This window comes from Thermosulfurimonas dismutans (assembly GCF_001652585.1).
GTDB classification, from domain to species: domain Bacteria; phylum Desulfobacterota; class Thermodesulfobacteria; order Thermodesulfobacteriales; family Thermodesulfobacteriaceae; genus Thermosulfurimonas; species Thermosulfurimonas dismutans.
On the sequence record NZ_LWLG01000009.1, the window covers coordinates 23,809 to 50,431 of the forward strand.

At 50.8% G+C, this 26,623-nt stretch carries 28 protein-coding genes and 2 tRNA genes; 13 read left to right on the forward strand and 17 right to left on the reverse strand.

Annotated features, from left to right (window positions below; genetic code table 11):
- Positions 1 to 51: 51 nt before the first annotated feature.
- Positions 52 to 128: transfer RNA gene (locus TDIS_RS06545), tRNA-His, on the reverse strand.
- Between the two features lie 111 nt (positions 129 to 239).
- On the opposite strand from TDIS_RS06545, the gene purB reads away from it, so the two are divergent.
- The 7 genes from purB to dnaB all read left to right on the forward strand — a co-directional run bounded on the left by purB (position 240) and on the right by dnaB (position 4,579).
- A complete protein-coding gene (gene purB, locus TDIS_RS06550; RefSeq protein WP_068670558.1) occupies positions 240 to 1,568 on the forward strand; it encodes an adenylosuccinate lyase in 1,329 nt (442 codons plus the stop codon).
- A complete protein-coding gene (locus TDIS_RS06555; protein WP_084271008.1) occupies positions 1,561 to 1,956 on the forward strand; it encodes a (deoxy)nucleoside triphosphate pyrophosphohydrolase in 396 nt (131 codons plus the stop codon). The genes purB and TDIS_RS06555 overlap by 8 nt, the downstream gene beginning before the upstream one ends.
- A 28-nt stretch (positions 1,957 to 1,984) precedes the next feature.
- Positions 1,985 to 2,059: transfer RNA gene (locus tag TDIS_RS06560), tRNA-Val, on the forward strand.
- Positions 2,060 to 2,151: 92 nt separating this feature from the next.
- Positions 2,152 to 2,472 (forward strand): 30S ribosomal protein S6, encoded by a 321-nt coding sequence (rpsF, locus tag TDIS_RS06565; protein ID WP_068670653.1) that lies wholly within the window; start codon positions 2,152 to 2,154, stop codon positions 2,470 to 2,472.
- Between the two features lie 22 nt (positions 2,473 to 2,494).
- Positions 2,495 to 2,770 carry a 30S ribosomal protein S18 gene (rpsR, locus tag TDIS_RS06570; RefSeq protein WP_068670561.1) on the forward strand — a complete coding sequence of 92 codons (276 nt, stop codon included), beginning with the start codon at positions 2,495 to 2,497 and terminating at the stop codon, positions 2,768 to 2,770.
- A 1-nt stretch (position 2,771) separates the two neighbouring features.
- Positions 2,772 to 3,221, forward strand: a complete 450-nt coding sequence (gene rplI, locus TDIS_RS06575) for a 50S ribosomal protein L9 (RefSeq protein WP_068670563.1) — start codon at positions 2,772 to 2,774, stop codon at positions 3,219 to 3,221.
- A gap of 2 nt (positions 3,222 to 3,223) precedes the next feature.
- Positions 3,224 to 4,579 carry a replicative DNA helicase gene (gene dnaB, locus TDIS_RS06580; protein ID WP_068670565.1) on the forward strand — a complete coding sequence of 452 codons (1,356 nt, stop codon included), beginning with the start codon at positions 3,224 to 3,226 and terminating at the stop codon, positions 4,577 to 4,579.
- Here dnaB and rlmN read toward each other — a convergent pair.
- The 3 genes from rlmN to TDIS_RS06595 are packed head-to-tail and all read right to left on the reverse strand — an operon-like array spanning position 4,570 to position 8,352.
- Positions 4,570 to 5,613, reverse strand: a complete 1,044-nt coding sequence (gene rlmN / locus TDIS_RS06585) for a dual-specificity RNA methyltransferase RlmN (RefSeq protein WP_068670567.1) — start codon at positions 5,611 to 5,613, stop codon at positions 4,570 to 4,572. The two genes, dnaB and rlmN, sit on opposite strands and share 10 nt — an antisense overlap.
- 4 nt (positions 5,614 to 5,617) lie before the next feature.
- Positions 5,618 to 7,198: a phosphoglycerate dehydrogenase gene (gene serA / locus TDIS_RS06590; protein WP_068670569.1), complete on the reverse strand. Its 1,581-nt coding sequence runs from the start codon at positions 7,196 to 7,198 to the stop codon at positions 5,618 to 5,620.
- Entirely contained in the window at positions 7,195 to 8,352 is a 1,158-nt protein-coding gene (locus tag TDIS_RS06595; RefSeq protein WP_068670571.1) for a pyridoxal-phosphate-dependent aminotransferase family protein, read from the reverse strand. Before TDIS_RS06595 ends, serA begins: the two co-directional genes overlap by 4 nt.
- Before the next feature lie 117 nt (positions 8,353 to 8,469).
- Here TDIS_RS06595 and TDIS_RS06600 point away from each other — a divergent pair, with 117 nt between their 5' ends.
- From TDIS_RS06600 to TDIS_RS06615, 4 genes are read left to right on the forward strand one after another with little or no spacing between them, the layout of a single operon-like run.
- The gene (locus tag TDIS_RS06600) at positions 8,470 to 9,207 is read left to right on the forward strand and encodes a DsbC family protein (RefSeq protein ID WP_068670572.1); all 738 of its coding nucleotides are present in this window, start codon (positions 8,470 to 8,472) and stop codon (positions 9,205 to 9,207) included.
- Complete coding sequence (gene amrA / locus TDIS_RS06605; RefSeq protein WP_068670573.1) at positions 9,197 to 9,772, forward strand: AmmeMemoRadiSam system protein A; 576 nt, start codon at positions 9,197 to 9,199, stop codon at positions 9,770 to 9,772. The genes TDIS_RS06600 and amrA overlap by 11 nt, the downstream gene beginning before the upstream one ends.
- Positions 9,773 to 9,782: 10 nt before the next feature.
- Positions 9,783 to 10,688: a M23 family metallopeptidase gene (locus TDIS_RS06610; RefSeq protein WP_068670574.1), complete on the forward strand. Its 906-nt coding sequence runs from the start codon at positions 9,783 to 9,785 to the stop codon at positions 10,686 to 10,688.
- A gap of 2 nt (positions 10,689 to 10,690) precedes the next feature.
- A complete protein-coding gene (locus tag TDIS_RS06615) occupies positions 10,691 to 11,068 on the forward strand; it encodes a bactofilin family protein (RefSeq protein ID WP_084271009.1) in 378 nt (125 codons plus the stop codon).
- Here TDIS_RS06615 and TDIS_RS06620 read toward each other — a convergent pair.
- From TDIS_RS06620 to TDIS_RS06665, 10 genes are all read right to left on the reverse strand, one after another.
- The gene (locus TDIS_RS06620; RefSeq protein WP_068670575.1) at positions 11,013 to 12,017 is read right to left on the reverse strand and encodes an NAD(P)H-dependent glycerol-3-phosphate dehydrogenase; all 1,005 of its coding nucleotides are present in this window, start codon (positions 12,015 to 12,017) and stop codon (positions 11,013 to 11,015) included. The two genes, TDIS_RS06615 and TDIS_RS06620, sit on opposite strands and share 56 nt — an antisense overlap.
- Before the next feature lie 2 nt (positions 12,018 to 12,019).
- Positions 12,020 to 12,457 carry a tetratricopeptide repeat protein gene (locus TDIS_RS11045; protein WP_153303794.1) on the reverse strand — a complete coding sequence of 146 codons (438 nt, stop codon included), beginning with the start codon at positions 12,455 to 12,457 and terminating at the stop codon, positions 12,020 to 12,022.
- Positions 12,458 to 12,892: 435 nt separating this feature from the next.
- On the reverse strand, positions 12,893 to 14,419 hold the full coding sequence (locus TDIS_RS06630) for a hypothetical protein (RefSeq protein ID WP_161939495.1): 1,527 nt from the start codon (positions 14,417 to 14,419) through the stop codon (positions 12,893 to 12,895).
- Positions 14,367 to 14,795, reverse strand: coding sequence for a hypothetical protein (locus tag TDIS_RS06635; RefSeq protein WP_068670581.1), 429 nt, complete (start codon positions 14,793 to 14,795; stop codon positions 14,367 to 14,369). The genes TDIS_RS06630 and TDIS_RS06635 overlap by 53 nt, the downstream gene beginning before the upstream one ends.
- A gap of 2 nt (positions 14,796 to 14,797) precedes the next feature.
- Positions 14,798 to 15,229 carry a hypothetical protein gene (locus TDIS_RS06640; RefSeq protein ID WP_068670583.1) on the reverse strand — a complete coding sequence of 144 codons (432 nt, stop codon included), beginning with the start codon at positions 15,227 to 15,229 and terminating at the stop codon, positions 14,798 to 14,800.
- Positions 15,226 to 16,530, reverse strand: coding sequence for a hypothetical protein (locus TDIS_RS06645; RefSeq protein WP_153303795.1), 1,305 nt, complete (start codon positions 16,528 to 16,530; stop codon positions 15,226 to 15,228). Before TDIS_RS06645 ends, TDIS_RS06640 begins: the two co-directional genes overlap by 4 nt.
- Positions 16,508 to 17,416 (reverse strand): ExeA family protein, encoded by a 909-nt coding sequence (locus tag TDIS_RS06650; protein WP_068670587.1) that lies wholly within the window; start codon positions 17,414 to 17,416, stop codon positions 16,508 to 16,510. Before TDIS_RS06650 ends, TDIS_RS06645 begins: the two co-directional genes overlap by 23 nt.
- A 1-nt stretch (position 17,417) precedes the next feature.
- Positions 17,418 to 18,623: a type II secretion system F family protein gene (locus TDIS_RS06655; protein ID WP_068670589.1), complete on the reverse strand. Its 1,206-nt coding sequence runs from the start codon at positions 18,621 to 18,623 to the stop codon at positions 17,418 to 17,420.
- Positions 18,623 to 20,263, reverse strand: a complete 1,641-nt coding sequence (locus TDIS_RS06660) for a GspE/PulE family protein (protein ID WP_068670592.1) — start codon at positions 20,261 to 20,263, stop codon at positions 18,623 to 18,625. Before TDIS_RS06660 ends, TDIS_RS06655 begins: the two co-directional genes overlap by 1 nt.
- An 18-nt stretch (positions 20,264 to 20,281) precedes the next feature.
- Complete coding sequence (locus TDIS_RS06665) at positions 20,282 to 22,735, reverse strand: TIGR03960 family B12-binding radical SAM protein (RefSeq protein WP_068670594.1); 2,454 nt, start codon at positions 22,733 to 22,735, stop codon at positions 20,282 to 20,284.
- Positions 22,736 to 22,790: 55 nt separating this feature from the next.
- Between TDIS_RS06665 and trmB the strand changes: the two genes are divergently transcribed.
- Both trmB and TDIS_RS06675 read left to right on the forward strand, forming a co-directional pair.
- Positions 22,791 to 23,702: a tRNA (guanosine(46)-N7)-methyltransferase TrmB gene (gene trmB / locus TDIS_RS06670; protein WP_068670596.1), complete on the forward strand. Its 912-nt coding sequence runs from the start codon at positions 22,791 to 22,793 to the stop codon at positions 23,700 to 23,702.
- Complete coding sequence (locus tag TDIS_RS06675) at positions 23,690 to 24,112, forward strand: hypothetical protein (RefSeq protein ID WP_068670597.1); 423 nt, start codon at positions 23,690 to 23,692, stop codon at positions 24,110 to 24,112. Before trmB ends, TDIS_RS06675 begins: the two co-directional genes overlap by 13 nt.
- On the opposite strand, the gene TDIS_RS06680 is transcribed toward TDIS_RS06675, so the two are convergent.
- From TDIS_RS06680 to TDIS_RS06690, 3 genes are read right to left on the reverse strand one after another with little or no spacing between them, the layout of a single operon-like run.
- A complete protein-coding gene (locus tag TDIS_RS06680) occupies positions 24,072 to 24,590 on the reverse strand; it encodes a diacylglycerol/polyprenol kinase family protein (RefSeq protein WP_068670598.1) in 519 nt (172 codons plus the stop codon). The genes TDIS_RS06675 and TDIS_RS06680 overlap by 41 nt on opposite strands.
- A complete protein-coding gene (guaA, locus tag TDIS_RS06685) occupies positions 24,581 to 26,128 on the reverse strand; it encodes a glutamine-hydrolyzing GMP synthase (protein ID WP_068670657.1) in 1,548 nt (515 codons plus the stop codon). The genes TDIS_RS06680 and guaA overlap by 10 nt, the downstream gene beginning before the upstream one ends.
- On the reverse strand, positions 26,128 to 26,622 hold the full coding sequence (locus TDIS_RS06690; protein ID WP_068670599.1) for a phosphate-starvation-inducible PsiE family protein: 495 nt from the start codon (positions 26,620 to 26,622) through the stop codon (positions 26,128 to 26,130). Before TDIS_RS06690 ends, guaA begins: the two co-directional genes overlap by 1 nt.
- Position 26,623 lies beyond the last annotated feature (1 nt).

Sequence of the window (26,623 nt, forward strand, 5' to 3'; positions counted from 1 at the left end):
GTGCCCAGGAAGATTTTGCCGTTTACAAGTCCTGAAGAAATCGTTAACTTTTGGGGTGACCGGTGGGACTCGAACCCACGATCTCCGGGGCCACAGCCCGGCGCTCTGACCACCTGAGCTACGGTCACCACCGAGGTCAGCTATACTATAACCGCGCTCGCCGGCTCCCGCAAGCCCACTTCCCTTGAAGGGAATTATAGTCTATTTTTCACGCCAAAGATGCTTAAAGGAGGTAGTATATGATCCCGCGTTATACCCGTCCGGAAATGGCCCGACTCTGGAGTCCGGAGGAAAAACTCCGGGCCTGGCTTATGGTGGAGGTCCTGGCCTGTGAAGCCTGGGCTAAGCTCGGAAAGGTACCGGAATCTGCCCTCAAAGTGATTCAGGAAAAGACCCGCAAGTATCTTGAAGAGGGTTTTTCTCCCGAGGACGTAGCTCAGGTGGAAGAAATCGAAAAGGAGACCCGGCATGATGTCATCGCCTTTCTCACCTATATGGAAAGGATCATCGGTCCGGAAGGCCGGTATCTTCATCTCGGCATGACCTCTTCGGACATGCTGGATACCGCCATGGCCTGGCTCATGAAACGGGCCATGGAAATCATCATCGAGGATGTGAAGGCCGTGCTTGAGGTCCTAAAGCGCCGGGCCTTTGAATATAAAGATACGGTCATGATCGGCCGCACTCATGGAATTCACGCCGAACCCATCACCTTCGGGCTGAAACTAGCCATTTGGTACGACGAAATGCGGCGTAACCTTCGTCGGCTTGAGGCCGCGCTTGAGACCATCTCCTACGGCAAGATCTCCGGGGCTGTGGGCACCTTCGCCCACCTGGAACCGGAGATAGAAGCCTATGTGTGTGAAAAGATGGGCTTGAAACCGGCCCCGGCCTCCAACCAGGTCATCCAGCGGGATCGTTATGCGGAATACATGGCGGCCCTAGCCATCTTGGCCGGTACAGTAGAAAAGATCGCCACCGAGATCCGGCACTTACAGAGAACCGAGGTGCTTGAGGCCGAAGAATACTTCGCAAAGGGACAGAAGGGTTCCTCGGCCATGCCCCACAAGCGAAACCCCATCCTCTCTGAAAACCTCTGCGGGCTTGCGCGTCTCGTGCGGGGTTATCTCACCCCGGCTTTAGAAAACATGGCCCTCTGGCACGAGCGGGACATCAGCCACTCCTCGGTGGAGCGGGTCATCGTACCAGACGCCACCACGGCGGCGGATTTCATGTTGAAGCGCCTGGAAGGCCTCCTCGATAGACTGGTGGTTTACCCCGAACGCATGGAGGCCAACCTTAACCTCCTACGCGGTCTCGTTTTCTCGCAGCCTCTACTTCTGGCCCTTACCGAAAAGGGCCTTCCGCGGCAGGAGGCCTACCGTCTGGTCCAGCGGCGGGCCATGGAGGTCTGGGAAGACCGAAGCAAGAACTTCAAAGACCTGGTGCTGGCGGACGAAGATATTACGCGGCACCTTTCCCGCGAAGAGATCGAAAGCCTCTTTGATCTCAAGCGCTATCTCCGGCACGTGGACACCATCTTCCATCGGGTTTTCGGGAATGCCTAAAAAAGCTGTGCCGGTGGTGGCGGCCTTCGTGCGGGACGTTTCCGGGCGCATACTTCTTGCCCGGAGGCCTCCGGGCAAGGCCCGGGCCGGGCTCTGGGAGTTTCCCGGCGGGAAAGTAAAACCAGAGGAAACCCCGGAAGAGGCCCTAAAGCGGGAACTTCAAGAGGAACTGGGGGTTTCCGCCGAGGTTGGTCAAAAACTGGCCTCGGTAACCCATGATTACCCTGAAGTGACCATCGAACTTAGCCTTTACGAGGCCCTCATAAAAGGACCGGTCGTTCCCCAAGAGGGGCAGGAAGTGGCCTGGTTTAAACCGCGGGAACTATTTGATCTTGAACTCTGTCCCGCGGACCGAAAACTGCTTAAAATTTTAGAGACTTGCATTTAAAAAGAAGCGGGCTATATTAAGGACCGGTGGGCGGTTAGCTCAGTGGTAGAGCGTCATCCTCACACGGTGGAAGTCGCTGGTTCGAATCCAGCACCGCCCACCAAGTTTTGTATTTGAGCCCTGCTCCCGGCTTAGACCGGGGGCCACAAGACCAAGGGGAGGTTTGAGATGATCGAGTACAAACGTCCGAAGCGCATCCGTAAGTATGAAACCCTCTTCATTATCCATCCTGACCGGGTAGAAGAAAAAGACGCCGTCCTCGAAAAACTCACCAATCTCATTCAAGAAAATGATGGTGGAGTCTTAAAGGTCGATGAGTGGGGGATGCGGAAGTTGGCCTATCCTATTGAAAAGAAAAAACAGGGCTACTATATCCTAGTCGAATTCTACGGGAATGCCGAATTGCCTCCCAAAATAGAATCTTATTTCCGGGTAGATGAAAGGGTTATTCGGTTTATCGTGGTAAAGCTTGAAGACCGATATGTTCCGGAAGAAGAAGCCGCGGCCGCGGCTTAAAAGATTTTGAAGGAGGATTGAGATGGCCAACAATTCTACGGTAAAACGTAGGTTCTTCCCTCGAAAAAAAGTCTGCAAGTTCTGTGCGGACCCCAATCTTAAAATTGACTACAAGGAACCCGAAACCCTAAAGGCCTTCCTTACCGAAAGGGGCAAAATCATCCACCGGCGACAGACCGGAACCTGTTCTTATCATCAAAGGCGCCTTACTACGGCCATTAAAAGGGCCAGAATAATGGCTCTTCTGCCTTTTGTGGCCGAACTCGAGCCGGAAGAGATTATCCGTATGGGAGGCTAAGATGGAAGTCATTCTGCGCACCCATGTCCCCAAATTAGGAAAACCCGGAGACGTAGTCAGAGTAAAGGATGGATATGCTCGTAACTATTTGATACCCAAGGGGTTTGCCATTCCGGCCAACCGCAAGAATCTGGCCGCTATGGAACGGGAGCGGCAGATCATCCTGGCCAAGGCCGAACGTGAGCGCAAGAAACACATGAGTCTGGCCGAAAAGATTGAGGCCCTTACCCTCACCATCCCGCAGCGGGTGATTGAGGAGGATCGGCTTTACGGTTCGGTTTCCGCCCAGGACATCGTAGCAGCCTTGGAAAAGGAAGGCATAGAGATTTCCCGCAAACAGGTCTTGTTGGACAATCCTATCAAGACCCTCGGGGAATATGAGGTTGGGATTCGTATCTCCCCGGAGGTTACGGCTAACCTCAAAATTAAAGTTGTGCCTTTGGAAGAATAGTTTTGGCCCGACGGAAAGAGGCCCCGGCTCTCCTTCTGGATCGTCTTCCGCCTCAAAACCTCGAGGCGGAAAGGGGGGTGCTGGGGAGTATATTTCTTGAGCCCTCCGTAATCCTCAAAGTAGTTGAAATTCTTTCTCCGGAGGACTTTTACCGGGAGGCGCATGCCGAGATCTACCGGGCCATGCTCTCCCTTTTCGAACGCAACGAACCTATCGATCTCATCACAGTTCACGACGAACTGGTCTCGCGTGGCACTCTGGAGGAGGTGGGAGGAGCTACCTATTTAGCCGAGCTTGCCGGGCTTCTTCCCACCTCGGCCCATGCAGTCCATTACGCCCAGATCGTAAAGGAAAAGGCCCTTCTCCGGCGTCTCATCCGGGTAGCCACTGAGATTGCGGCCCGGGCCTATGAGGCTGCTGAACCTGTGGAAGACATCCTTGAGGCTGCGGAAAAATCTATCTTTGAATTGCGCTCTTACTCGGAGCGAGATGGTTTTAGAAATATCAAGGAGCTTATCAAGGAGGCTATCCGTCAGCTTGAAAAACTCCATCAGCGTCCGGAACTCATCACCGGTGTGCCCACCGGGTTTACGGAGTTTGACCACATGACGGCCGGGCTTCAACCCGGAGACCTCATCATCGTAGCCGGTCGGCCCAGCATGGGGAAAACCTCTTTGGCCCTGAACATCGCCTGTTATGCCGCGGCTGAAGCCGGTATTCCGGTAGGCATCTTTTCCCTTGAAATGAGTCGGGAACAGCTTGCGGCCCGTATGCTCTGCGCCGAGGCCCGGGTAAACCTTCAAAGTTTAAGAACCGGGCGGATTTCGGAAAGCGAGTGGCAGAGGCTTACCTTTGCCGCCAACAAGCTCTCTCGGGCCCCCATTTTCGTGGACGATACCCCGGCCCTTTCCATTCTTGACCTTCGGGCCAAGGCCCGGCGCCTCATGAGCGAACATGGCCTAGGTCTCATCATCATCGATTATCTCCAACTCTTACAAAGCCGTGAGCGACGTGAACGCCGAGAGCAGGAAATTTCGGACATTTCCTCCTCCTTGAAGGCCATGGCCAAGGAATTCAATGTCCCGGTAGTAGCCCTCTCACAGCTCAATCGTCGGGTGGAAGAACGCCCGGACAAGCGTCCTCAGCTTGCTGACCTTCGAGAATCCGGGGCCATCGAACAGGACGCCGACCTTATCGTCTTCATTTATCGGGACGAGGTTTATAACAAAGACACTCCTCATAAGGGGGTGGCTGAAATTATTATCGGCAAACAAAGGAATGGCCCCACCGGAACGGTAAAACTAGCCTTCCAGGCCCCTTATTCTTCTTTTGCTAATCTTTCGGATATTCAGGAATAAACAGCCACTTCTGCCCGGAGCTGGCCGCAGGCGGCCCCAATGTCAAGCCCTTTACTCTTGCGAATCGTGGCCACGTAGCCTTCGGAAAGGAGTATCTCTTGAAAACGGCGAATGTGCTCCTCACGAGGACGTTTAAAGGGCAGTTCCGGATGGGGATTAAAGGGAATGAGATTTATTTTGGCCGGAATCCCGCGCAAGAGTTCGGCCAGTTTCCGGGCCTGCCAGAGATGGTCGTTCACGCCACGTAACAGCACGTATTCAAAAGTAATGCGAGCTCCCTTGCGTAAAGGGTAAACCCGACAAGCCTCAAGGATATCTTCTATAGGATAGCGCCGGGTGGCTGGAATAAGTTTTTCCCGGAGTTCATTATCTGGGGCATGAAGCGAAATCGCAATCGCCACCGGAAATTCCTCGGCTAAAGTTCGCATCTGGGGCACCAGCCCCACGGTTGAAACCGTGGTTCTTTTCTTTGCGAAATGGAGCCCCTTGGGGTGGGTAAGTATCTTGAGGGCCTTTACCAGATTGCGATAGTTGGCCAGAGGTTCCCCCATACCCATAAAAACAATATTCCGGAGAGGTTTGTCTTTAAGACCGGCTTCGTCCATGAACCCCAGAGCCACAAGGACCTGAGAGACGATTTCCCCGGTGGAAAGATTCCGACGAAAACCCATCCTCCCGGTAAGACAGAAACGGCATCCCATGGCACAGCCTACCTGCGTAGAAACACACAAGGTAAAGTGATCCCTTTCCGGGATGAGAACGCACTCAATCACTTCCTCATCGTAGAGTTTAAGGGCCAGTTTAGCGGTGCCATCGGTAGAGATTTTGCGGTTAAGGATCTCCGGGAGTCGGATCTCGGCTATCTCCGAAAGCTTCTCCCTCAAAGACTTGGGAAGATCACTCATAGAAATGAAATCTTCTACTTTGGACCTCATTAGCCAGCGAAAGACCTGTCTCCCTCGAAAAGGAGGCTCTCCCAGGGATTCGAAAAAGGCTTCAAGTTCTTCCAAGGTCAAATCCCTAAGGTTCACCATAATCTTAAAGTTCAAGAGGTTTTACCGAGAGGACGTGTGGAAGATTGCGCAGGGCCGAAACCACACTTTCATCCGGCGGCGTGTCTACCGAAAGTAGGATAACATTCCGACGTTTTTCCGGTTCCTGACCTACATACATACGGGAGATGTTGAGTCCGGCTTCCCCTAGGGTTACCCCGATAAGACCGATCACTCCCGGACGATCTTCGTTGTGGATATAGAGCATATGCCCCTCAGGCAGAGCATCCAGCCTAAAGCGATTGATTTGTACGATCCGGGGCTCGGTCTTACCGAAAATGGTCCCGGCCACGTAATTATCTCCTCCCTTGAACTTGATCCGCACGGCGATGAGATTAAGGAAGTCTTCCGCAGTCTCGGTCTTGGATTCCGTAATCTTTATCCCCCTCTCCCGAGCCCGCAGAGGAGCATTTACATAATTGACGTCCTCTCGAAGGGCCCGCGAGAGAAGCCCCTTTATCAGGGCTACGGTAAGAGGCTCGGTATCAAGTTGCGAGACCTCGCCTTGATACTCAATGGCTATCTCTTCAACCGGGCCCTCGGCTAGTTGGGCCTGAAGAGCCCCCAATTTTTCAGCAAGCACGATATAGGGTTTGAGAATCTTCAGGGCCTCCGCCGAAACCGAAGGCATGTTGACCGCATTCCGAACAACACCGTGGACCAGAAAATCCACTACCTGCGTGGCCACCGCCAGGGCCACGTTCTTTTGGGCCTCAAGGGTAGAGGCCCCAAGATGGGGAGTGCAAACAAAGTTTTCCATCTTGAGCAGGGGATGATCCGGGTCCGGAGGTTCTTTCTCAAAGACATCCAGAGCCGCTCCGGCCACCTTTCCGTTCTTCATGGCTTCGTAGAGGGCCATCTCGTCCACGATTCCACCTCGGGCGCAGTTGATGAGGAGCACCCCCTCTTTCATCTTGGCAAAACTTTCGGCGTTGATGAGGTGATAGGTCTCTTTCATAAGCGGCACATGCAGCGTTATGATGTCTGCTCTGGCATAAAGTTCGTCAAGGGAAACGAGTTCCACCCCCATTTTGGAAGCCTGTTCTGGAGTCACAAAGGGGTCATAGGCCACCACGTGCATCTTTAGCCCCAGGGCTCGATCCGCCACTACTGAACCGATCCGCCCCAAGCCTATAATGCCCAAAGTCTTACCCATAAGTTCACGGCCCATGAATTTCTTCCTTTCCCAGCGGCCAGCCTTAAGGGAGGTCATAGCCTGGGGGATATTCCGGGCCAGAGCGAACATCATGGCCAGGGTGTGTTCCGCGGCGGAATTGGTATTCCCACCGGGACAATTCATAACCACGATCCCTTTTCGGTTGGCAGCCTCAAGATCCACGTTGTCGAGTCCGGTACCAGCCCGGGCAATGACCTTAAGTCTTTCGGCAGCCTCAATAACTTCGGCCGTAAGTTTGGTACCGCTGCGGATGATGATACCATCGGCCTCCCGGATGGCTTCCTTGAGCTCTTCCGGAGAAAGACCCGTTCGTTCCTCGACTTCAAGACCGGCCTTTTTGAGGATCTCTATTCCGTCAGGAAGAATGGGATCTGTCACCAAAACCTTCATGCGGAAACCTCCCTAGCCTTTTCTTTAATGTATTCTAAGGCCCTTGAGACTCCGGCTCCCATTTTAACGGGATAACCCATTTCCGAAAGTCCGATCTCAAGGGCTGAAAGGGCCAAAACCACGTCTAAGGGACTCTGATCCCCCATATGGGTGATACGAACTACACGTCCTTTAAGTTTCCCCTGCCCTCCTGCAAAAATGACCCCATATTTTTCACGGAGTATCCGATTGAGCTTTCCGCCGTCCACCCCATCGGGAAGTTCAATCACAGTCAAGGCCTCACAAGGTTCCTCTGCAAAAAGTTTGAGGCCTAAAGCCAGAACCCCTTCACGACAGGCTTCGGAAAGGAGACTGTAATGAGCAAAGAGCCTCTCCAATCCCATCTCGCGGATATGTTTGAGGGATTCCCTGAGAGACAAGAGAAGGGACACCGCCGGAGTATAAGCAGTAGTATCCTTCTCATAGGCCTTCCACTCACGTCGCAAGTCAAAGTAATACCGGGGAAGACCCTCACTTTCCACTCGAGACCAGGCCTTCTCCGAGAGGGCTATAAAGGAAAGCCCCGGCGGAAGAGCCAGGCTTTTTTGTGAGCCAGCCACCACTACATCAAGTCCCCACTCATCCATAGGAAGAGGATAAACTCCAAGCGCAGAGATGGCATCTACAACAAGCAGGACATCTCTCGACCGAGTAATCTCGGCCAGTTCCCGAACCGGGTGTTTCACTCCGGTTGAGGTCTCGTGGGCCTGAACCAGCACGGCCCGAATTTCAGGATGGTTCTCAAGTTTCTCCTCCACCTCTTTCGGCCTTACGGCTTTGCCCCAGGGTACATCCACGTAAATTGGATTTAAACCGTAAGTCTCTGCGATTTCGCCCCAGCGTTCGCCAAATTTGCCTCCTCTCACTACCAGAACGGTTTCACCCGGCGAGAAAAGATTGGCCACCGCGGCCTCCATCGCTCCGGTCCCAGAAGAGGCAAAAAAGAAGACCGGCCTTTCGGTCTGAAAGAGATACTTTAGATCCTGTCTGATTTCCGAAATAACCGCTGAAAATTCGGGAAGACGGTGATGCGGAATAGGCCCTGCTCCTGCCAAAAGGACTTTAGGATGTACCGGTACCGGACCGGGAGTAAAAAGATGCCACTTTTTCAACATAACTCAGCCTCCTCCAAAAAACCTCGCCCCTACTTTAATCCGATTTTTCGAATTGACTACCCTTTACACCCTCATAATAAAATGTTATTTGAGTCCTAAGATTTAGGGGAGGCAATTATGAAAAAATTTGGACTAATATTTCTTATTCTTCTCATCTGGATTTCTCTAGGCTTTGGCTGTCCCTCCGCGGAAAGGACAGAACGGGCTCTCAAAGAACTTTTCCAAGGGCCGGAGATAAAGATCATCAAGGTTTCGCCATCTCCTGTAAAGGGCATATGTGAAGTAATTGTTTTACAAGGTCAAAGAAGAGGACTCACCTATATCGACGAAAGTGGAAAATTTTTGATCGCTGGTAGAATCATTGATCTCACATATCGGAAAGATCTCACTCAGGAAAAGATCGCCGAGCTTAATCGCGTCAAGCTTTCCCCAGAGAAACTGAAAACTTTAAAAAAGTACGTGGCCTTTTCGGCTGGGTCAGGGCCGGAGATCTTTCTCATCACGGATCCCGACTGTCCCTTCTGTAAAAGGGCGGAAAAGATTCTTTGGGAGCTTGTCCAAAAAAATCAGGTAAAAGTCAACGTCGTCTTTTTCCCCCTTGAAAAGCTCCATCCTAAAGCCAAAGCCAAGGCCATTTCCATGATCTGTGAAGGCAAAGGTTTCGAAACTCTCCTTATAAACTATAATGGAAACAGCACCTGCCCCGAAGGGCAAAGAAAGGTAGAGGGTAGCGTGCAGTTCGTCAAATCTTTGGGTATAAGTGGAACACCTACCTATATTTTCCCCTCCGGTCTCACCCATTCGGGGGTTTTAACCAAGGAAAAGATCCTGGAAATGGTAAAAGATGGATCTTAAAGACGAAGAGAAGATCTTTCTCCTAAAACTTGCCCGAAAGACCTTGGAGGCCTATTTCGAGCGCAGAAAGTTAGAAATCACACCTCCTTCCTCGCCTAACATATCTTCTCCGGCAGGGGCCTTTGTAACCCTTCACAAACATGGTGAACTACGAGGTTGCATAGGCTGTTTTCAATCGGAAAAACCCCTCTATCAAGTAGTTCAGGAAATGGCTCTTTCCTCGGCTCTTAATGATCCCCGGTTTCCTCCTCTTTCTGCGGATGAACTTCCAGAGATAGAGATAGAAATCTCCGTGCTTTCACCTCTTAGGAAGGGAGGGCCGGAGGAAGTAGAAGTTGGCAAACATGGAGTGTACCTTATCAAAGGTTATTTCAGAGGAGTACTGTTGCCCCAAGTAGCGGTAGAACACGGCTGGGATCGAGAAACCTTTCTTGACCATGTATGTCTTAAGGCCGGCCTTCCGCCTCGTTGTTGGCAAGATCCCGAAACCGAACTCTATCTCTTCACCGCCGAAGTCTTTAGCGAAAAAGACTTCGGACTTGCCCCTTCACAAAAAATTTTATAGGATGTAGCCCATGAGTGAAGAACTCTATCTTTTGCTCCTTCCAGAGGAAGGAAAAACTAAAAAATACAAGATAAAATATTGTTATCTCAAGTGGCTACTTCTTATTTTCATAAGTCTGTGTGTCTTCTCCGCAATTGGTTTCTGGGCTTTATGGAACAACATAACACTTCGTCAAGAAGTAAAAAATTTAAAAAGTGAAGTAATCGCCCTTCAAAAGAAAAACGATGATCTCCTCTTCCGTATTTCCGAGCTTGAAAAGGAAAAGCACGAACTTTTGGCTAATGCCGTAGGCAAATTAAAAAATCATTCCCAAATGCTCAGAGACCTGGTGGCAGACCTAGGACTTTCCAAATATGTGAAATCCGCCCAGAACAAGGCTTTCAAAGGTGGTCCCTACAAACCGGAAGGGGGAATCTTTGTCCCTCTACAAGAGAAAGCTACCCCTGAAATACTACTCAATACTTATGAATATCTACTTTCGGATATAGAAGCTTACCTTAAAGTTCTTTCTAAAGTCCCTATAGGCAAACCTTGTCGAGGATATATCTCCTCACGGTATGGAAGACGTAAGGATCCTTTCACAGGTAAACCGGCTTTCCATACTGGGATTGATATCGTAAGCTATCCCGGTACTCCTATCAGAGCCACCGCCGATGGGAAAGTCATTTATGCCGGAAACCACAGTGGTTATGGAAAAGTAGTGGTCATTCGCCACGGTTTCGGTTATTCCACCCTTTATGGGCATCTTAAAAAGATTAAAGTCCGGGCCGGTCAAAAGGTGAAACGGGGACAAGTCATCGGCTATCTAGGAAATACCGGCCGGAGCACAGGACCCCACCTTCATTACGAAATCAGACGTTACGGCCGTTACTTGAATCCTTCCAAATATCTCCGTCTACAGCTGGCCAAGAAATAAAAATGCCTTTCAAGAAAGATCTGGCCAGAGAAGACCTCAAGGCCTATATTGGGACCGGTCTCGAAATAGAGGGAAATATTGTTTTTCAGGGAAATGTTAAATTTGAAGGCAAGCTCAAGGGGCAACTAAGTGGTGAGAAGGTCGTCATAGGTGATACGGGAATCATTAATGGCGAAATCGAAGCCGAGGAGATCATCTGTTTCGGATCTATCGATGGTCGAGTACGAGCAAAATCCCTACACCTCAAAAAAACGGCCCGATTTAAAGGAGAACTTTTAGCCGAAAGGCTTTTAGTAGAAGAGGGGGCTAAAATCGAAGGACAGATCAAAGTGGGAGAACTTCAAACTCGGCCTTCAGAGGCCGAGAAAGCAATTTCCTAAGGACCTCCGCAGGACTCTCCTCTTCGTATAAAATCCGATAGACAGCCTCCGAAATAGGCATTTCCACTTGATGCTTTTCGGAAAGCTTTTTGACGGCCAAAGCTGTCTTCAGACCTTCGGCCACCTGGTGGAGGTCCTGAAGTATCTCCGAAAGTTTCTCACCCTTTCCGAGCCGGAAGCCCACGGTGTAGTTACGGGAAAGATTCCCGGTGCAGGTAAGAACTAAATCTCCAAGACCGGCCAGACCGGAGAAAGTAATAGATTTAGCGCCCAACTTTACGCCCAGCCTTATGATCTCACTCAGACCCCGCGTGATAAGGGCCGCTCGGGCGTTAAGCCCTAACCCCAAGCCGTCTGAGATACCAGCCGCAATGGCGATTATGTTTTTTAAAGCCCCACAGAGCTCCACCCCCCGCACGTCCAGACTCCGATATATACGGAAATAAGGGAGGGACAAGGCCTCCTGAAAACTATGCACCAGTTTTTCATCCTCTCCTGCCAAGACCACCGCCGTGGGAAGCCTATTGGCTACCTCCAGGGCAAAACTTGGACCAGAGAGCACCATCAGAGCCCGGTTTTCCGGAAAAAATTCTTGCAGGACCTCAAACGGGGTCTTTCCACTCTCAATCTCGATACCTTTAATGGCCGAGATCATAGGAGTGTCGGATCCAAGGTAATCTCGCAAAGATTTCAGAACTCCCCGCAAACTCTGACAGGGAACCACCCAGAGGATTAACTCTCTATCTCTCAAGACCTCTGGTTCTACTGAAGCCTGAAGCTCCGCAGGAAGGATTATGCCTGGAAGGTATTGAGGATTTTCGCGCCTATGATTGATGGCCTCTGCAACTTCAGATCTTCGAGCTAGGAGAAAGACTTCATGTCCTTTTTCGGACAAGACTTTGGCAAGGGCTGTCCCCCAGCTTCCAGCTCCAACAACTGCTATTTTCATGATTATCTGCAACGAGCTTTGAGAAATTGGGCCAAATCCCGGTAAAGAGACCCTGAAATAGAATCTATTTTCTTAAATTCCAGACAGGCTTCAGAATAGTCTCCCTTTTTTATCTCCACCATTACTAAATTTAAACGAGTTGAGGGATCGTCCACCAATTTCAAGGACTCCCGCAAGGCTGTCTCCGCTTCCTCTAAGTCTCCTACCAGAAATAGACAAGCGGCGTAATTATTTAGGACTTCGGCGCTCTTTCGAAGTTTAAGATATTCTCGATAAAGTCTCAAAGCCTCACTACACTGACCTTTTTTGCGCAAAGACTCGGCCCGCACCAAAAGACCACGCAATCTCTCCTCAGGCCCCAGAGGAAGGGGGGGCTTGGCCGGCTCTTTTTTAATCTTGTAAGACCTCTCCGAGAAGGCGCCCTTCGCCGCTTCCTTCAAAGGTTTCCTCACCATATCTCTCTTCGTTTGTTTCTCGTTCGAAGTAGCTAAAACTACTACTTTTTCCGGCAACTTAGAAGCTTGTAACGCCGCCCCTTTGCTTTTAGGGGAGGCCTCAACTTTGGGGGGCTTGACTGGCGGCTTAACTTCAACTTTAGATTCCTGGACTTTAGATTCTTGGACAACTTTTGGGGCTGGAGGAGAAGATTTCCTAACTATGGACGTTTGGGGAATATACACCTCGGGGAAGAAGAAGCTTTTAAAGGCATAAAAACCCCCAAACCCCAAAATGACAGAGAGCACCAGAATGCCGATCAGGATAGCAACTTTCTTCCTAGACTCTGGGGAAACTCTCTCTGAAAATTTTTCAGAGGGAAAAGAACCCTCTTTTCGGCTTTCAATCTGTTTAAGGATTTCGTAAAGCTTGCTCATCTATCAAACCAGAGAAACCTTAAGTAGGATTACCAGTTCCACCTTACGGTTATCTTTTAGGGAATGGGTAAAAAGAGATCCCAAGCCTGGAAGACGCCCAAGCCCCCAGACCTTTCGAGTCTCAGTACTTTTCCTATCGAGTATCAAGCCTCCAATAACCACCAGGTCATGGGGCGTAACCTTAATGACTGTGCTCATTTCTCTAAGGTTCACCTGGGGCAGGGTCACCGCGGTATCCGTTCCGAATTCCTCCCTTTTCAACTCTACCAGATCGCTTTTTATGGGGACGATGTGCAAGATAATTTCTCCTGTTCCCGTAATATGAGGGGTAACCCCGAGAAGCAACCCGTCAAAGATGGCACTGGTGTCCACCGTGGTCTGCGTCTGAGAGATGTTCTCCGAAGAGATAACCTCCCGGTTTATCTCCTTTACGTACCCCACAGAACGTCCCACGCTTATGAGAGCGGGCTGGCCGTGAAGGATCCGAAGTCTGGGGTTGGAAAGAATGTGGACTTCGCCGTAACTTTCAAGTAGCTTTAGCATGCCTTCGAAGGAGGGTTTGTGCTGATAAGTAAAAGTCAAAGTGGTCATCGTCGGCCGAAGGTCCAGAGTGGCCGCTGAAGCGTTGGGAAGCCTGGCTTCCTGTATCCTCACCCAGTCTATACCGAGATCATGGCCCCGAGAAAGATCCACTTCCACAATTTTGGCCTCGATAAGGACCTGGCGACCATAACGGCTCCTAAGTCTTTCCACCAGTTCGGCTACTCTTTTTACCCGAGAAGGGTGATCCCTTACGAAAAGGTTGCCCGTCAAACGATTGAAGGTGAAAGTACCGTCCTTTGAGAGGAGGACTTTAATGGAAGCCTCAAGTTGTTTATAGACATCCGTGGAGTCCTTGGTAGTCTCTCCGCTCAACTCATATTGACCTTTAAGAGGGGACACGAATTCGGTTCCCCCCGACTCGCCACTGCTTCCGCTAGATCCGCCGGCACTACCGCTTACGCCACCCAGGACATCTCCCCCCAAAGAAAACTTAGAACTTCTCAGAGTTTGAAGAAAAGAAAGGTCAAACAGTTTTTCCTCAAAGGCCTTGATGTAAATAATACCCCCTTGGATTTCGTAAGTTAGATCCAGTATGCGGCAGATGCTCTCAAGGATCTCCTTTAAGGTATAATCATGAAACTCGGCGGTTATGAAACGCCTATCCTCGGGCAAGTAATCAAAGACCTCGCTTTCGATCACTAGGTTAAGCCCAGCCTCTCGAGCCAGAAGATAGAAGATTCCGATGGCGTCTTCCTCTCTTACAGAAAGGGAAAGTCTTCGGGTCTCGAACGGGGAAACTTCTTTAAAAATAGGTTTCAGTTCGGGAAGCGCGGACTGAGTTTCAGAGGGTTGTGGAGGAGAGGTTGAGGCAAGATCTAAGGTCTGCTCCTGTGGAGTTCTAGTAGCACACCCCAACAAGGAAAAAATCACCAGGCTAAAAAGAAAGCTTTTCACCCACCAGAAGCCGGATCTTTTTTTGTCTGCCATACAATTCCACATAATTGTCCCCGATAAAAACTATTTTAAAAGGACCTATCTTTTGGCCCTCTTTTAACAATTCACCGTCAATTTTACAAATCTTTTCCTGTCCGATCTTCAATACCGCCTTGAGCTCAAGGACACTCCGGGGGCTAGGAGGAACCGGTTTATCCAGAAGCAAAAAGGCCTCACTTATAACCGGCTCCCGGGGTATGTATCTTATTTTCTCGGGACTCACCTGAGGGATCTCCCGGTAACCCTGAGGTACGCTCGGAACCCTGATGGTCCTGAGATCAGGCCTTAAATGCCAGTAGAAAAGGAGACTCAGGGCCACGGCCAGCACCACAGGACCCCAAAATAGCCCCAAGATTTTATATCTATCCATTTTCAAAAAAGCACCTTCCTCCCGGTCACATAAAAATGCGGCACGCAAGAAGGACGAGATCGGCGCACTCCCCGTTTCTCCCCTAGACAAGTCCTCAATTCGAACTTATCCAAAAAGAAAAATCCACGTTCTACATACAGATTTGAAAGTTTATAAATAGCCTCCTCAAAGGGCCTCAACCCTAACTTCTCATAAATCTTTACCTCCTGAGGAGGGCTAAGATGTCGCCAGAAGGGATACCTGTCATAGCTTTCAAGTCTTCTAAGAACCTCCTCCGCAACCCTGAGTTCTTGTTTCAATCTGCCCGAAAGGTACACGTTTCTTTCAAAACGTCCGTATTCCCTCATAGCAAGAAAGGCGCTTACCACGAAAACCATCGTGAGCACTAGAAGTCCTATCCATTCCCGCCGATAAATGTTCAAAAAACCCTTCATTTAAGCCTTACCTTAAGTTCAAAATCGGCCCTTTGGGCCATTTCATCGTAATTAAAACGGGTATCCAATATCTCTGCTCTAGTCTTTATCTTGTCGAAAAAAGTGAGAAAGCCTCTCCTAGCCGAGGCCAGATCCCCCTCAAAAAATAGCTTAAGCCCTAGCTCATAGTTTAGGCCTTTCTTAGAAGTCTCAAGAGAACGTACCTTTATCCCTTGGGGAAGGTTGTTACCAAGCCACCACAAGAATTCGTCCAAGCGTGGCTGCTTCTCGAAACTCTCTTTAAGACTCAGATACTCCTTTAGATTTTTTACCTGAGAGGGAGAATAATCCTTATTAAGGATCGAAAGCTTATTTTCTAGAGTTTTGCGGGTACGGAAGATTTCAGCTTCAAGGGTATGGTTCTTCTGGTAAAAATAGGCCCAAAGTCCATAGTTAAGAAGGGCTAATATAAAAAGTATCCCTCCGGACCAACGGACCCACTCCAGGTTCTTCAGGAAAAACTTATGGGTTTCGGGGAGGAGATTGTATCCTTCCGGCACAAAAACGGCCCCGAAAAGCTCCGGATAAGTGAGAAGCTCCTCCTCTGGGGCCTTGATAAGTCTATTGAGATCGGGAGATAGAGGTTCTAGAGTTTCTACCCGAGGCACCGCCTCCCTTTTCGGACCACAAGGTAGGATCTTGCGGATAGTCTTTCCAAAAAACCTTTCATAATAATCTAGAACAGCCAGGATGCTTTCTTCTATAGGATGCCCTTCAAGCCCTAGAAACTCGTCCACCTCCTGGAAACGGAGGTAGGTAAGCCCTCCGGCCTCGGAGACGGTCATCCAAAGGCCTTCCGGGGAGATCCATACCACAAGCACCGGCTCCTTTGAAAGAAAGCCTGCCAGAAAGGCCATAGCCACGGCCTGGTGATGAATGGCCTTGAGTCGAGCCTGAGCCCTCCCCAGAGTCTCAATTAAATGGTTTACCCCTTGGGGTTCAAGCGCCAGGATCCCAGCCTCTACGGTAACCGGCCCCTCGGAAAGTTTGCAGATAGCGGTCTGAAAAGCTCCGGTGAAGTATCCTGAGTCCCTTATCTTATCCTCGGCCTGCAGGTGGAGAACCTCCTTTGGGCCCTTATTTAAGGTCTCTCGGGAGAAATAGACCCGCGGAGTGGTCTCCAAGGCCACCACCGACCGGCCTTTAAGTTCAGAGGCCTTCCATTCCTTGACCGCCGAAAACTCCCACCGACCCCGCTTCCTTGAGGCCTTAACCCCCAAAAACCGGTCTTCGTACGGTTTAACGACCAACAAAGACGGCATACACCAGTCCCAAAAGGATTAAAAGTCCTAAAAACCCCCAGAGCACGTATTTTCGGAGCGTTGTTTTCCGGGAAGTTCTAATCGAAAGGGCGGCGGCCTCGGCTGCCTCTCTGACAATCTGCGGACTAACTCGAGAGGTACCCCGGGCAAAGGCTATAAGAAGGGCCCTATCCATGACCTTGTTTATCACCCGGGGAATACCTCCGGTAAGGCGATGAAGTTCTCTATCCACACCCCGGCTAAAGACCACCCCGGCCCCCCCGGCCCTGGCCAGCCTAAACCTTACGTAATCCAGGACCTCCTCCCTTCCGAAGGGCTCAAGCTTCTCCCAGATGGTAATCCTCTGGGCGAGCTGAGAGAGATCAGATGAACGAAGTTTTTCTTCAAGCAAGGGTTGACCAGAAAGAAGTATTTGTAGGAGTTTGCCCTTTTCGGTCTCAAAGTTAGAGAGTAGCCGCAATTCCTCGAGGCTTTCCACCGGAAGATTCTGAGCCTCGTCTATCACCAAAAGAAGGGTCTTGCCCTCCTTGGCCAGCCCGAAGAGGTAATCCCGAAAGGTCTTGAGCAGACTCTCTTTGGAACCGCTTGCCGGAATCGAAAGATCCTCCAGAATAGCCTCAAAGAGCTCCTTTGGACCCAGGGTAGGGGTCAAAACCATAGCCGTAAGGACGTCCGTGGGAAGCTCCTTGAACAGGAGACGAATTAGAAGGGTCTTCCCCATCCCGGGTTCTCCGGTGAGAACCAGAAAGCCTTCCCGTTTAAGGATCCCATATTTCAGTGACTCGAGAGCGGCCTTGTGCTCCGGAGAAGGATAAAAATAGTCCGTATCAGGGGTCATCCGGAAGGGATGATCCCGGAGGCCAAAAAACCCCAGATAATCCGGCATCTCAGTGGATCTGACCGATGAGTTCATAAATGGGACCTATAAGGGATATGACAATCAAAAGGAAGATTATACCGGTTATAAAAATCAAGATGGGTTCCAGAATCTTGCTCAAGGTTTCCACCAGCCCCTGGATGATGTCATAATAATATCGGGCAAGATGGTGTAGTTGTTCAACCAATCTACCGGTCTCCTCCCCCACCCCGATCATCCTAAGATCTAAAGGAGAAAAGAGCCCTACCCTTGAGGCCACCTGATGCAAGCTTTCACCGCGCAAAATACCTTCCTTTATCTCCCTAGCCAAACGCTTACCAATTTCACTCTGAATATTGGCAAATATAATATCAAAGCTACGTAAAATATCAATTCCGGCACCAAGAAGCAAAGATAAATACTCAAAAAAAAAGGCCAAAAGCGAACTTCTTTTTATTTTGGCAATAAGTGGCACCTTTAGAGAAAAACTTTCTAACCAATAACGCACCACGGGTACCTTGCGGTAAAGGAAAAATAAAAGCGTAAAGAAGGCGATGAAAAATGTCGCCAAATATAATATATAGGTCCGCAGGAACTCGGTAACCGCAAGAAGCATCCGGGTAGGCAGAGGGAGCTCTACCTGAAATTGCGTAAAGAGTTCGAGAATCTTAGGAAGAACGAAAAGTAGCCAAAAAAGCAGGGCTCCGGTCATGCTGATGAGCACGAAGGTCGGATAGAGCATAGCCCTTTTGGTCTGGGTGATAATGGTGTGCACCCGGTAAAGATGTTGAGAGGCCTCCTCCAAAGTCTCGTCAAGCCTTCCGGTCTCTTCCCCGAGAGAGACCAAGGATCTTACGATACCCGGGAAAATCCCCTTTTCTCGCTCCATACCCCTGGACAAGGGATGGCCGGCCATGATTTCCTGAACGAGGGCCGTAATGGCTTGCTTGAGACGCTTGTTGGGTGTAGCTTCCTTCAAATCCTTTAAGGCTTGTAGAAGGGGCACCCCTCCCCTTATAAGGAGGGCCAGATTGTGACAAAATTCTGCTAGTTCCGGCCGTTTGATCTTGGAAACTGTTATCCGATCCCAGGGTAGAGCTGGCCGGGTAGAATATTTTAGAAGGACCAAGCCTTCGCTTTTGAGGTAGTCGTAAAACGCCCTGAAATCGGGAAACTCGGCCTGATCTTTTATTATTTTTCCTTCGGGAGTTAGGGCTTTAAAACGATAAAGCGGCATTAACCTATTACCCTCCGTATCTCTTCCACCGTAGTGATCCCTTCAAGGACCTTTTCCCGGGCAGAATCTCTAAGAGACTTCATCCCCTCTCCACGGGCAACCTCGGCAATTTTGACCAGAGGGGCATCTTCCGCAATCAGAGCCCGAATACGATTCGAGACTCGGAAGATTTCCGTAACTACTATCCGGCCTAGATATCCTCGTCCCCCACAGAACTCACACCCCTTTCCACGGAAATAGGTGTGGTCCCGGGGAAGGTTATAGTAAGTTAAAAGCTCCGCCGGAGGATGATATTCCTCACGACAATAGGGACAAAGCTTTCGGATCAAGCGCTGGGCCGAAGCCCCTAGGAGAGAAGAAGCCAAGAGATCCGAGCTTATCCCCAAGTCCTTCAATCTGTAGATGGTAGAAAGGGCATCGTTAGTATGCAAAGTAGAAAGAAAAAGGTGGCCTGTAAGGGCGCTTCTTACCGCCATCTCCGCGGTTTCTTCGTCTCGCACCTCGCCCACTAGGATCACATCGGGGTCCTGCCGCAAAAAGTGCCTTATGGCTCGAGCGAAAGTATATCCGGCCTCTTCGTTGACCTGGGTCTGGCGCGCAAGAGGCAACCGGTATTCAATGGGATCTTCGGCGGTAAGGACGTTTTTCTCTAGGAGATTCAGGAGCCTCAGACCGGCATAAAGAGTGGTGGTTTTCCCGGAACCCGTGGGTCCGGTTACCAGGAACATACCGTAGGGTCTTTCAAAAATCTCTTTGATTAGAGCCACCTCCTCCTCGGTAAAACCCAGAGTGGAGAGATGGTGCACGGCACTTCCCACAGGAAGGATCCTAATGACCATGTTTTCTCCAGGAGGAGTCCTCACGGTGGAGACTCGCAAGTCGTATTCCTCTCCCAAGAAGGCAAAGTGCATCCTTCCATCCTGCGGCAGGCGGACCTCAGCGATATCCATTCCGGCTCGGACCTTGATCGCCCCTATGAGACGACTATGAATGACCCGAGGAAAGATCCAAAAAGGTTCCAAGACCCCGTCTATCCGGAAGAAAACCTGGGTGGTTTTTTCCGAAGGAGTAATATGGATATCGGTAGCCCTCTTTCCGGTAGCCACGATGAGAAGTTTTTCAATGAGGTCCTCGATATTCACCTCAGCGTTGGGATTTTCCCGCAAACGTTCCGTAACCTTTTCGAGCTCCTTTTCCGGGGGACTTTCTAGGAAGTAATAGAACCTTTCGCTCGCCCGGTTGATCTGCGAACGGGCGGCCACCACCGGCTTGATCCGCATACCGGAGACCCGAGAGATGGCTTCCTGAAGGGGGAAATTGAAGGGATCAGAAAGGGCCACCACTAAGGCCCCTTCCTCTATCCTGAGAGGCAAAACCTCCCTCTGTTTCGCAAAGGCCGGAGAAACTTTGAGGAGGGCTTTGGGATCCGGGGTTACCGTGGAAAGATCCTCGAAAGGCAGGCCAGCCTGTTCAGCTAGCACCCGGGCTACCTCAAGCTCCGTAACCAATCCAAGGCGGGTTAGGATCTCTCCTAGCCTCTCTCGGGTAGCCTTCTGTTCAAGGAGGGCAAATCGAATATATTCCTCGGTGATAAAGCCCCGTTCCTTGAGGAGCTGCCCTATAGGCTTCCGCTCGTTCATCTTTCCTTTTTAAAAAATTCAGGCCTTTGAATCAAGCTTTTTCAAGCCCCAGGAAAAGACCTCCTCCCGAGAGACCCCGAGAAGATGGGCGGCGGCTTCTTCGGGTCTAAGACCCCCCTCCCGAAATTTCAACCGAAACAAAAGGGTACCATTTGAGATCTCGATCCCGGGAACAAATTCTCTGAGATCAAGGCTGCGACGTTTCCCTTTACGCATGACCTCAAGAGGCAGGGCAAGCCTTTCTTCCAGCACCTCCTCTTCGATTTTGAACCCTTCTGGCACCTTTACGGCAAAAAGGGCCTCCTCCTCTCGGATTTCGGGAGAAGTCACAGGCTCAACTTCAACGGGCGAGAGTCCCTGAGGCAGAACCTTCGCGAGCCTTGCAAGTACCTCCTCCGAGCCCAACCTTTCCCTCAAGGCCAGGGCCATAACCTCTCCCTCGGACTCGATCCCCACCGGAAGGGCCCTGCCGAAGGATAATTTGGGATGAGGATGAAACCCTCGGGTGAAAGCCAGGGGGAGTCCGCTTCTTCTCAGGGCCCGCTCAAAGGCTCGGGTGATCTCAAGTTGTGAAAGGAACTGGAAAACCCCCTTTTTGACATACTTTACCCGGTACCAGTAAACATCTTCCGCTATAGAGATTTCAGGAAGGGGAAGACTCTCCGCCTCTTTAGGTCGCAAGACATTTCTTACCTCCTTTCCGCAAACCCCGCATTTGAGGCACCTTTCAAAACGACAGTCTAGCGAGATTTCTCCCCGATAGGCCCGCTCCCTTTCCGAGAGGAGAAATTTTTTGTCCAGACCGCAATCAAGGTGATCCCAAGGGAGGATCTCTTCCGGATCTCTTTCTCGGAGATATTCCGAGAGTCTAATCCCTAAGGCCTCCGCGGCGGATAACCAGTGCCGTAGCCGGAATTCCTCGCTCCAGCCATCAAGCCGGGCCCCGGCCCTATGGGCCCCGAAAATGAGTTCCGATAGCCTCCGGTCTCCACGAGAAAGCACACCCTCAAGAAAACTTTGTTCCGGAAGATGCCATTTAAGCTTCAGCCGGCGCCCACGAACCAAACGTTTCAAAAGCTTGAGTTTCTCTCGAGTTTCGGGGATGTCCATCTGACGTTCCCACTGAAAGGGCGTATGAGGCTTAGGCACAAAGGTGGAGACCGAGACTGTCACCGCAAGTCCCCTGCTTTTTTCGGAGACCCTTTTTGCGAGTTCCGCAATGGCTCGTACGTCCTCCTCGGTCTCGGTGGGAAGACCGATCATGAAATAAAGCTTTATGTCCCGCCAGCCGAGATTTCGCGCGAGCTCCGCCCCGCGGAAAAGTTCTTCTTCCGAGATGCCCTTATTGATTACCCTCCGCAGGCGTTCGGTTCCGGCTTCGGGAGCAAGGGTCAGTCCCGTGCGGCGCAGACGGCTTAAAACTTCAAGGATTCCGGGGGTAAGACTGCCAACCCGCACGGAAGGAAGCGATATAGCCACCCGGTCTTCCCCGAAACGGATATAAAGGGCCCTTACCAAGGCCTCAAGGGCCGTATAGTCTCCAGCCGAAAGAGAAAGAAGTGAGACCTCTTCAAAGCCCGTGCTCTTAACCCCCTCTTCGGTCATTTCAAGGACCCTTTCTACAGATCGTTCTCTCACCGGACGATAGATAGAACTTGCCTGACAGAAACGACATCCCCGTGTGCAACCTCGGGAAATCTCGACCGAGAGTCGGTCGTGGGCTATCTCCGCCCAAGGAACCGGGGGACGCCAGGGATAAAAAACTCGGTCAAGATCCGAAACAATTCGGCGTCTCACCTTTTCATAGCCTGGAAGCAGGGGCTCAAGCCCTCGAAAACGCTCATTCTCATAAAGCGGCCGGAAAAAACGGGGCACATACACTCCCGGAATACGGACCAAGGCCCGCAGAAGTTCATCTCGGTTCCCGTGGGCCGCCTTCCAATCCTTTACGCACTCGGCTATCTCAAGAATAGCCTCCTCACCATCCCCAAAGATGATGGCATCATAGAAGTCAGCCACCGGCTCGGGATTGGCCATGGCCGAACCCCCGCCAAGAACAAGAGGATCCCCTTCTTTCCGATCCCTTGCGAACACCGGAATCCCAGAGAGCTCAAGCACGGTCACGATATTGGCCGCGCAAAGCTCATAGGGATAAGAAATCCCCACCACATCGAAGTCTCTCAAGGGACGGCCGTGTTCAAGAGAGAGAAGGGGAAGCCTCCTTCTGCGAAGAAGATCCTCCAAATCCCGAGCCGGAACATAAGCCCGATCCGCAAGATAGCCCTCACGGGAATTCAATATCAGGTAAAGGATATGGAGCCCAATATGGGACATCCCGATCTCATAAAGATCCGGATAGACCAGGCAGAATCTAACCCCGGCCTCCTCCCAAGGCTTACGAAAGGCGTTTACCTCGCGATCAAAATAGCGCGTAGGTCGCCTTATGCGGTATAGAAGCTCGAAGGGATACATCTGTTATAATGATACCGGCTTTCTGCGATCTCGATAAGGGAAAAAGGAGGTCCTGTTGTCAACACAGGGGTACCTTAACTACAAAAGAATTCCCAAACCCTTGAGGATTCCACGACTTACGGTTGAAATCGGTTTTGGAAACGGAGAGTTCCTAGCCGCTCTCGCCCGAAGGCATCCCGAACGCAATTTCCTGGGTATAGAGCTTTCCGGGATCTCCATCGAAAAGCTCCTCAAGCGTATTCGCGAGGCCAATCTAAAGAACCTTTTTTGCGTCCGGCTAGATGCCTACTGGGCCTTCCTACTCCTCTTTGAAAACGAAACCATAGAAACCATTTATATGAACTATCCCGATCCTTGGTTCAAAAAGCGACACCACAAACGACGCTTAACCCGTCCAGCGAATCTTTATATTTTCGCCCGAAGACTGAAGACCGGAGGGGAAATTCTTATCCGCACAGATGACCGTCCCTTTCTGGAATACTCTCTTGAAAGCGCCCAAGAGGTAGGAGCTTTTGAGATAAAAGTGGAGACGTTAAAACCCGAGGCCCCACTTACCAAATATGAGGCTAAGTGGGTGGCGGAGGGAAAAACCCTCTATGTCTTAACCCTCAAGAAGACAAGACCCCCCCGCCATATTCCGCATCCCGTAATAGAGGAGGTGGAGAACGTGTTTCCGGTAAAGGTCCCCAACATCAAAAATCTTCCAGAGACTCTCCAGAAGACCTTCCGGCCGAGAGAGGGCCTGGTGATAAGAACCTTCAACGTCTGGGAGAAGGGCGAGGACCGTCTGCTGGAGATCCTGCTTTCCGAAGAGGGGTATCTTCAACGATTCCTGGTCTTCATCAAGAAGAAGCCTACGGGCTATCAGATGGATGTTTCGAGTTTCAGCGAGGTTTTGAAGACCCGCGGTCTTCAGGAGGCCCTGGAATTTCTGGCCAAGCAGGTCTCGGCCCAATGTATTTCCTAGGGGTGGATCTTGCCGGAGAGGCCAACACCTGGGCGGTAGCTCTGAGGAAAGAAGATGCAGCCCGAAACTGGGTGGTTTCCTATCACGGACTCCAGGCTGTGCCCGTGCGGGGGAAGATCCTGGCCGAAGCCCTCTCTCCGGTGGTGGAGACCATCCTTGAAACCCACCCCCGGGTCTCCCTCTATTTTTGCCTACAGGAGGAGATGAAAGACCTTGTCTTTCTTTATAAGCCTCGAAGAAACCTCTCTGCCGATCTTAGGAAGGAGGCTTGCCGCTCGACTCTTTCATCTCGCCCCGGAGCATCTGATCTTCTTTTCCAAAAAAGCCTCCGGAATCTTCGGTCGCGGACCTTTTTTGGTTATCAAAAGCCTACCAGGAAAGGGTTAAGGCTACCACAAGCGGAAGGGTAAAGTTGTCATTTACTCGGGGAAGCCTTTCGACAAGGGTCCAACTAAGAACCTTCAGGATATTTAGCGGATCGAGGGGATAGCCAAAGACCAATAAAATAGCGAGCCCACAAAGGAAAAGGACCACACTTCGGCCTCTGATAAGCAACCCCGCTACGGCATCTCCTACAGCTAGCACCCAGAGACCCACCAGCGCCGCTTCAAGAGGAAACATCAAGAAAGCCAGCCCCACCCCCCAGAAGTAATAAAAAGCCCCCGAAAACCGCCTTTCCTCCCCGGAGCGCATGAGTCTACCAAATAAGCGATTTAAAATAGAAAATCGTCCTGAAATCCGCAGAACTTCAACAGTCGTAATCGATACGAGAATAATAACCCAAAAAATCTCTTGCCACGCCTCCAGCCAGAGGACCAAGGGATGAAGGGCCAGGCCCGAGAGGTGAAAAAGTTTGCGCGGAAGCTCGCGTCTTAGGTTTACTCCCACTCGATGGTCGCCGGAGGTTTGGAGGAAATGTCATAGACCACGCGGTTTACTCCCTGAACCTCGTTTATGATGCGGTTTGAGAGTCGGGCGAGAAGCTCATAAGGGAGTCTCACCCAATCTGCGGTCATGGCGTCCTGGCTTTCCACACATCGAATGGCAATCACGTGTTCATAGGTTCGGTAATCACCCATGACTCCGACCGTCTTCACCGGCACCAAGACCGCAAAGCTCTGCCATACTTTGTAGTACCAGCCGCTTTTCAGCATCTCCTCCGTAACGATGGCATCCGCCTCCCGCAGGATGCGAAGCCGCTCCTCAGTAACTTCTCCCAAGATTCTTATGGCTAGACCCGGCCCTGGGAAGGGCTGCCGCCATATCACTTTCTTAGGAAGCCCAAGTTCACGGGCAATCTCACGGACCTCATCCTTAAAAAGCTCTCGCAGGGGTTCTATAAGTTTGAGCTGCATCCGCTCGGGAAGACCGCCTACATTGTGGTGGGTTTTAATAGTAGCCGAAGGGCCACGAAAAGAGACGCTCTCGATGACATCCGGATAAAGGGTCCCCTGAGCCAGCCACTTTACATTTCCGATTTTCCGGGCCTCCTCCTCAAAGACCTCGATAAAGGTATATCCAATGATACGACGCTTTTTCTCTGGATCAGTAACTCCTTGGAGTCTTTCCAGGAAACGCTGGGAGGCATCCACATAGTGCACCTTGAGCCCCAGCCCTTCCATGAGAGAAAGTACCTCCTCGGGCTCATTCTTGCGGAGTACCCCATTATTCACAAAAATGGGCACCAGTCGATCCCCGATGGCCCGATGGACTAGAAGGGCCGTAACCGTGGAGTCTATGCCCCCCGAAAGGGCACAAACCACCCGATCCTCCGAAGACACCATCTCCCGGATCTCGCGCACGGTGGTCTCGATAAAGGACTCCATGGTCCAGGTGGGTTCACAACCGCAGATCCGGAAGACAAAATTGGAGAGGACCTCCCGGCCAATCTCGGTATGCACCACCTCGGGATGAAACTGGACTCCGAAAAGTGGCCTTTCCTTATGCCGCATAGCGGCATAAGGCGAGTTCTCGCTCTCCGCAATAGATATAAAATCCGGAGGCAGGACTTCGATACGGTCACCGTGACTCATCCAGACCCGGTACTTCCGATTGGAATCAAGACCGTAGAAAAGATCTTCTGTAGAAAGGACTCTGAGTTCAGCCGGACCATACTCCCTCTTGAAGCTCCTTTCAACCAGGCCCCCCAAGAGATGGGCCATGAGCTGCATCCCATAACAAATCCCAAGGACCGGAATCCCCATATCGAAAATCTCCACCGGGATCCGCGGAGCCTCCTCATCGTATACACTCGCCGGCCCTCCGGAAAGGATAATCCCCTTGGGACCGAAGGCTCGAATTTCATCGAGACTCACCGTGCAGGGACGGATCTCGCTGTAAACGTTAAACTCCCGCACACGCCTGGCAATAAGCTGCGTGGTTTGAGAGCCAAAATCCAGAATCAAAATGGCATCCTTGGTCTTCATCATAACCTTTCCTTCCTACGCCCTTTCCTTAGAAGCAAAACAGCCACTACCAAAGCCAAGATCAGAAGTCCCACAATTGCCATTTCTATGAGATAGTATTTGACACGTTCGACCTCAAGTTTGCCACCATGCGAGATTTCAAAGGCCACCAAGAGCAATCTCCGGACCAGAGCTATAATGGCTACCATTAAAAAGGGCTCAATACATTGAAGATGGTACTCCTCTCCAAAAACGATCTGTACGGTATAAAGGATTTCCAGGAACATAAGAGCGATAAGGAAACGGTCGATCACCTTTAAAATGCCTAGGGCAAAATCCTCATACTCAAAGGCCCGGAAAAGGGCGTGAAAGCCATCGTAGATCACCTCAGCGGTGGCAAAAATAATGCCTATGGCCACTAGAATATAGAGGAGACGCTCTACTTTAAGGAAGGTATCTTGAAACCAGATATCAGCTAGGGAACGCCTCTTAGGATTTTTGGTTTTCTCTACCATA

What these genes read in the sequence shown, in the direction of transcription:
- TDIS_RS06615 (WP_084271009.1), top strand. Translation starts at nt 10,691, where the DNA reads ATGCCTTTCAAGAAAGATCTGGCCAGAGAAGACCTCAAGGCCTATATT.
- amrA (WP_068670573.1), top strand. Translation starts at nt 9,197, where the DNA reads ATGGATCTTAAAGACGAAGAGAAGATCTTTCTCCTAAAACTTGCCCGA.
- guaA (WP_068670657.1), bottom strand. Translation starts at nt 26,128, where the DNA reads ATGAAGACCAAGGATGCCATTTTGATTCTGGATTTTGGCTCTCAAACC.
- rlmN (WP_068670567.1), bottom strand. Translation starts at nt 5,613, where the DNA reads ATGGTGAACCTTAGGGATTTGACCTTGGAAGAACTTGAAGCCTTTTTC.
- TDIS_RS06595 (WP_068670571.1), bottom strand. Translation starts at nt 8,352, where the DNA reads ATGTTGAAAAAGTGGCATCTTTTTACTCCCGGTCCGGTACCGGTACAT.
- rplI (WP_068670563.1), top strand. Translation starts at nt 2,772, where the DNA reads ATGGAAGTCATTCTGCGCACCCATGTCCCCAAATTAGGAAAACCCGGA.
- TDIS_RS06660 (WP_068670592.1), bottom strand. Translation starts at nt 20,263, where the DNA reads ATGAACGAGCGGAAGCCTATAGGGCAGCTCCTCAAGGAACGGGGCTTT.
- TDIS_RS06690 (WP_068670599.1), bottom strand. Translation starts at nt 26,622, where the DNA reads ATGGTAGAGAAAACCAAAAATCCTAAGAGGCGTTCCCTAGCTGATATC.
- TDIS_RS06640 (WP_068670583.1), bottom strand. Translation starts at nt 15,229, where the DNA reads ATGAAGGGTTTTTTGAACATTTATCGGCGGGAATGGATAGGACTTCTA.
- TDIS_RS06675 (WP_068670597.1), top strand. Translation starts at nt 23,690, where the DNA reads ATGTATTTCCTAGGGGTGGATCTTGCCGGAGAGGCCAACACCTGGGCG.
- rpsR (WP_068670561.1), top strand. Translation starts at nt 2,495, where the DNA reads ATGGCCAACAATTCTACGGTAAAACGTAGGTTCTTCCCTCGAAAAAAA.
- TDIS_RS06620 (WP_068670575.1), bottom strand. Translation starts at nt 12,017, where the DNA reads ATGAAAATAGCAGTTGTTGGAGCTGGAAGCTGGGGGACAGCCCTTGCC.
- serA (WP_068670569.1), bottom strand. Translation starts at nt 7,198, where the DNA reads ATGAAGGTTTTGGTGACAGATCCCATTCTTCCTGACGGAATAGAGATC.
- purB (WP_068670558.1), top strand. Translation starts at nt 240, where the DNA reads ATGATCCCGCGTTATACCCGTCCGGAAATGGCCCGACTCTGGAGTCCG.
- TDIS_RS06610 (WP_068670574.1), top strand. Translation starts at nt 9,783, where the DNA reads ATGAGTGAAGAACTCTATCTTTTGCTCCTTCCAGAGGAAGGAAAAACT.
- TDIS_RS06555 (WP_084271008.1), top strand. Translation starts at nt 1,561, where the DNA reads ATGCCTAAAAAAGCTGTGCCGGTGGTGGCGGCCTTCGTGCGGGACGTT.
- TDIS_RS06635 (WP_068670581.1), bottom strand. Translation starts at nt 14,795, where the DNA reads ATGGATAGATATAAAATCTTGGGGCTATTTTGGGGTCCTGTGGTGCTG.
- TDIS_RS06630 (WP_161939495.1), bottom strand. Translation starts at nt 14,419, where the DNA reads ATGGCAGACAAAAAAAGATCCGGCTTCTGGTGGGTGAAAAGCTTTCTT.
- TDIS_RS06655 (WP_068670589.1), bottom strand. Translation starts at nt 18,623, where the DNA reads ATGCCGCTTTATCGTTTTAAAGCCCTAACTCCCGAAGGAAAAATAATA.
- TDIS_RS06650 (WP_068670587.1), bottom strand. Translation starts at nt 17,416, where the DNA reads ATGCCGGATTATCTGGGGTTTTTTGGCCTCCGGGATCATCCCTTCCGG.
- TDIS_RS06645 (WP_153303795.1), bottom strand. Translation starts at nt 16,530, where the DNA reads ATGCCGTCTTTGTTGGTCGTTAAACCGTACGAAGACCGGTTTTTGGGG.
- TDIS_RS06600 (WP_068670572.1), top strand. Translation starts at nt 8,470, where the DNA reads ATGAAAAAATTTGGACTAATATTTCTTATTCTTCTCATCTGGATTTCT.
- TDIS_RS06665 (WP_068670594.1), bottom strand. Translation starts at nt 22,735, where the DNA reads ATGTATCCCTTCGAGCTTCTATACCGCATAAGGCGACCTACGCGCTAT.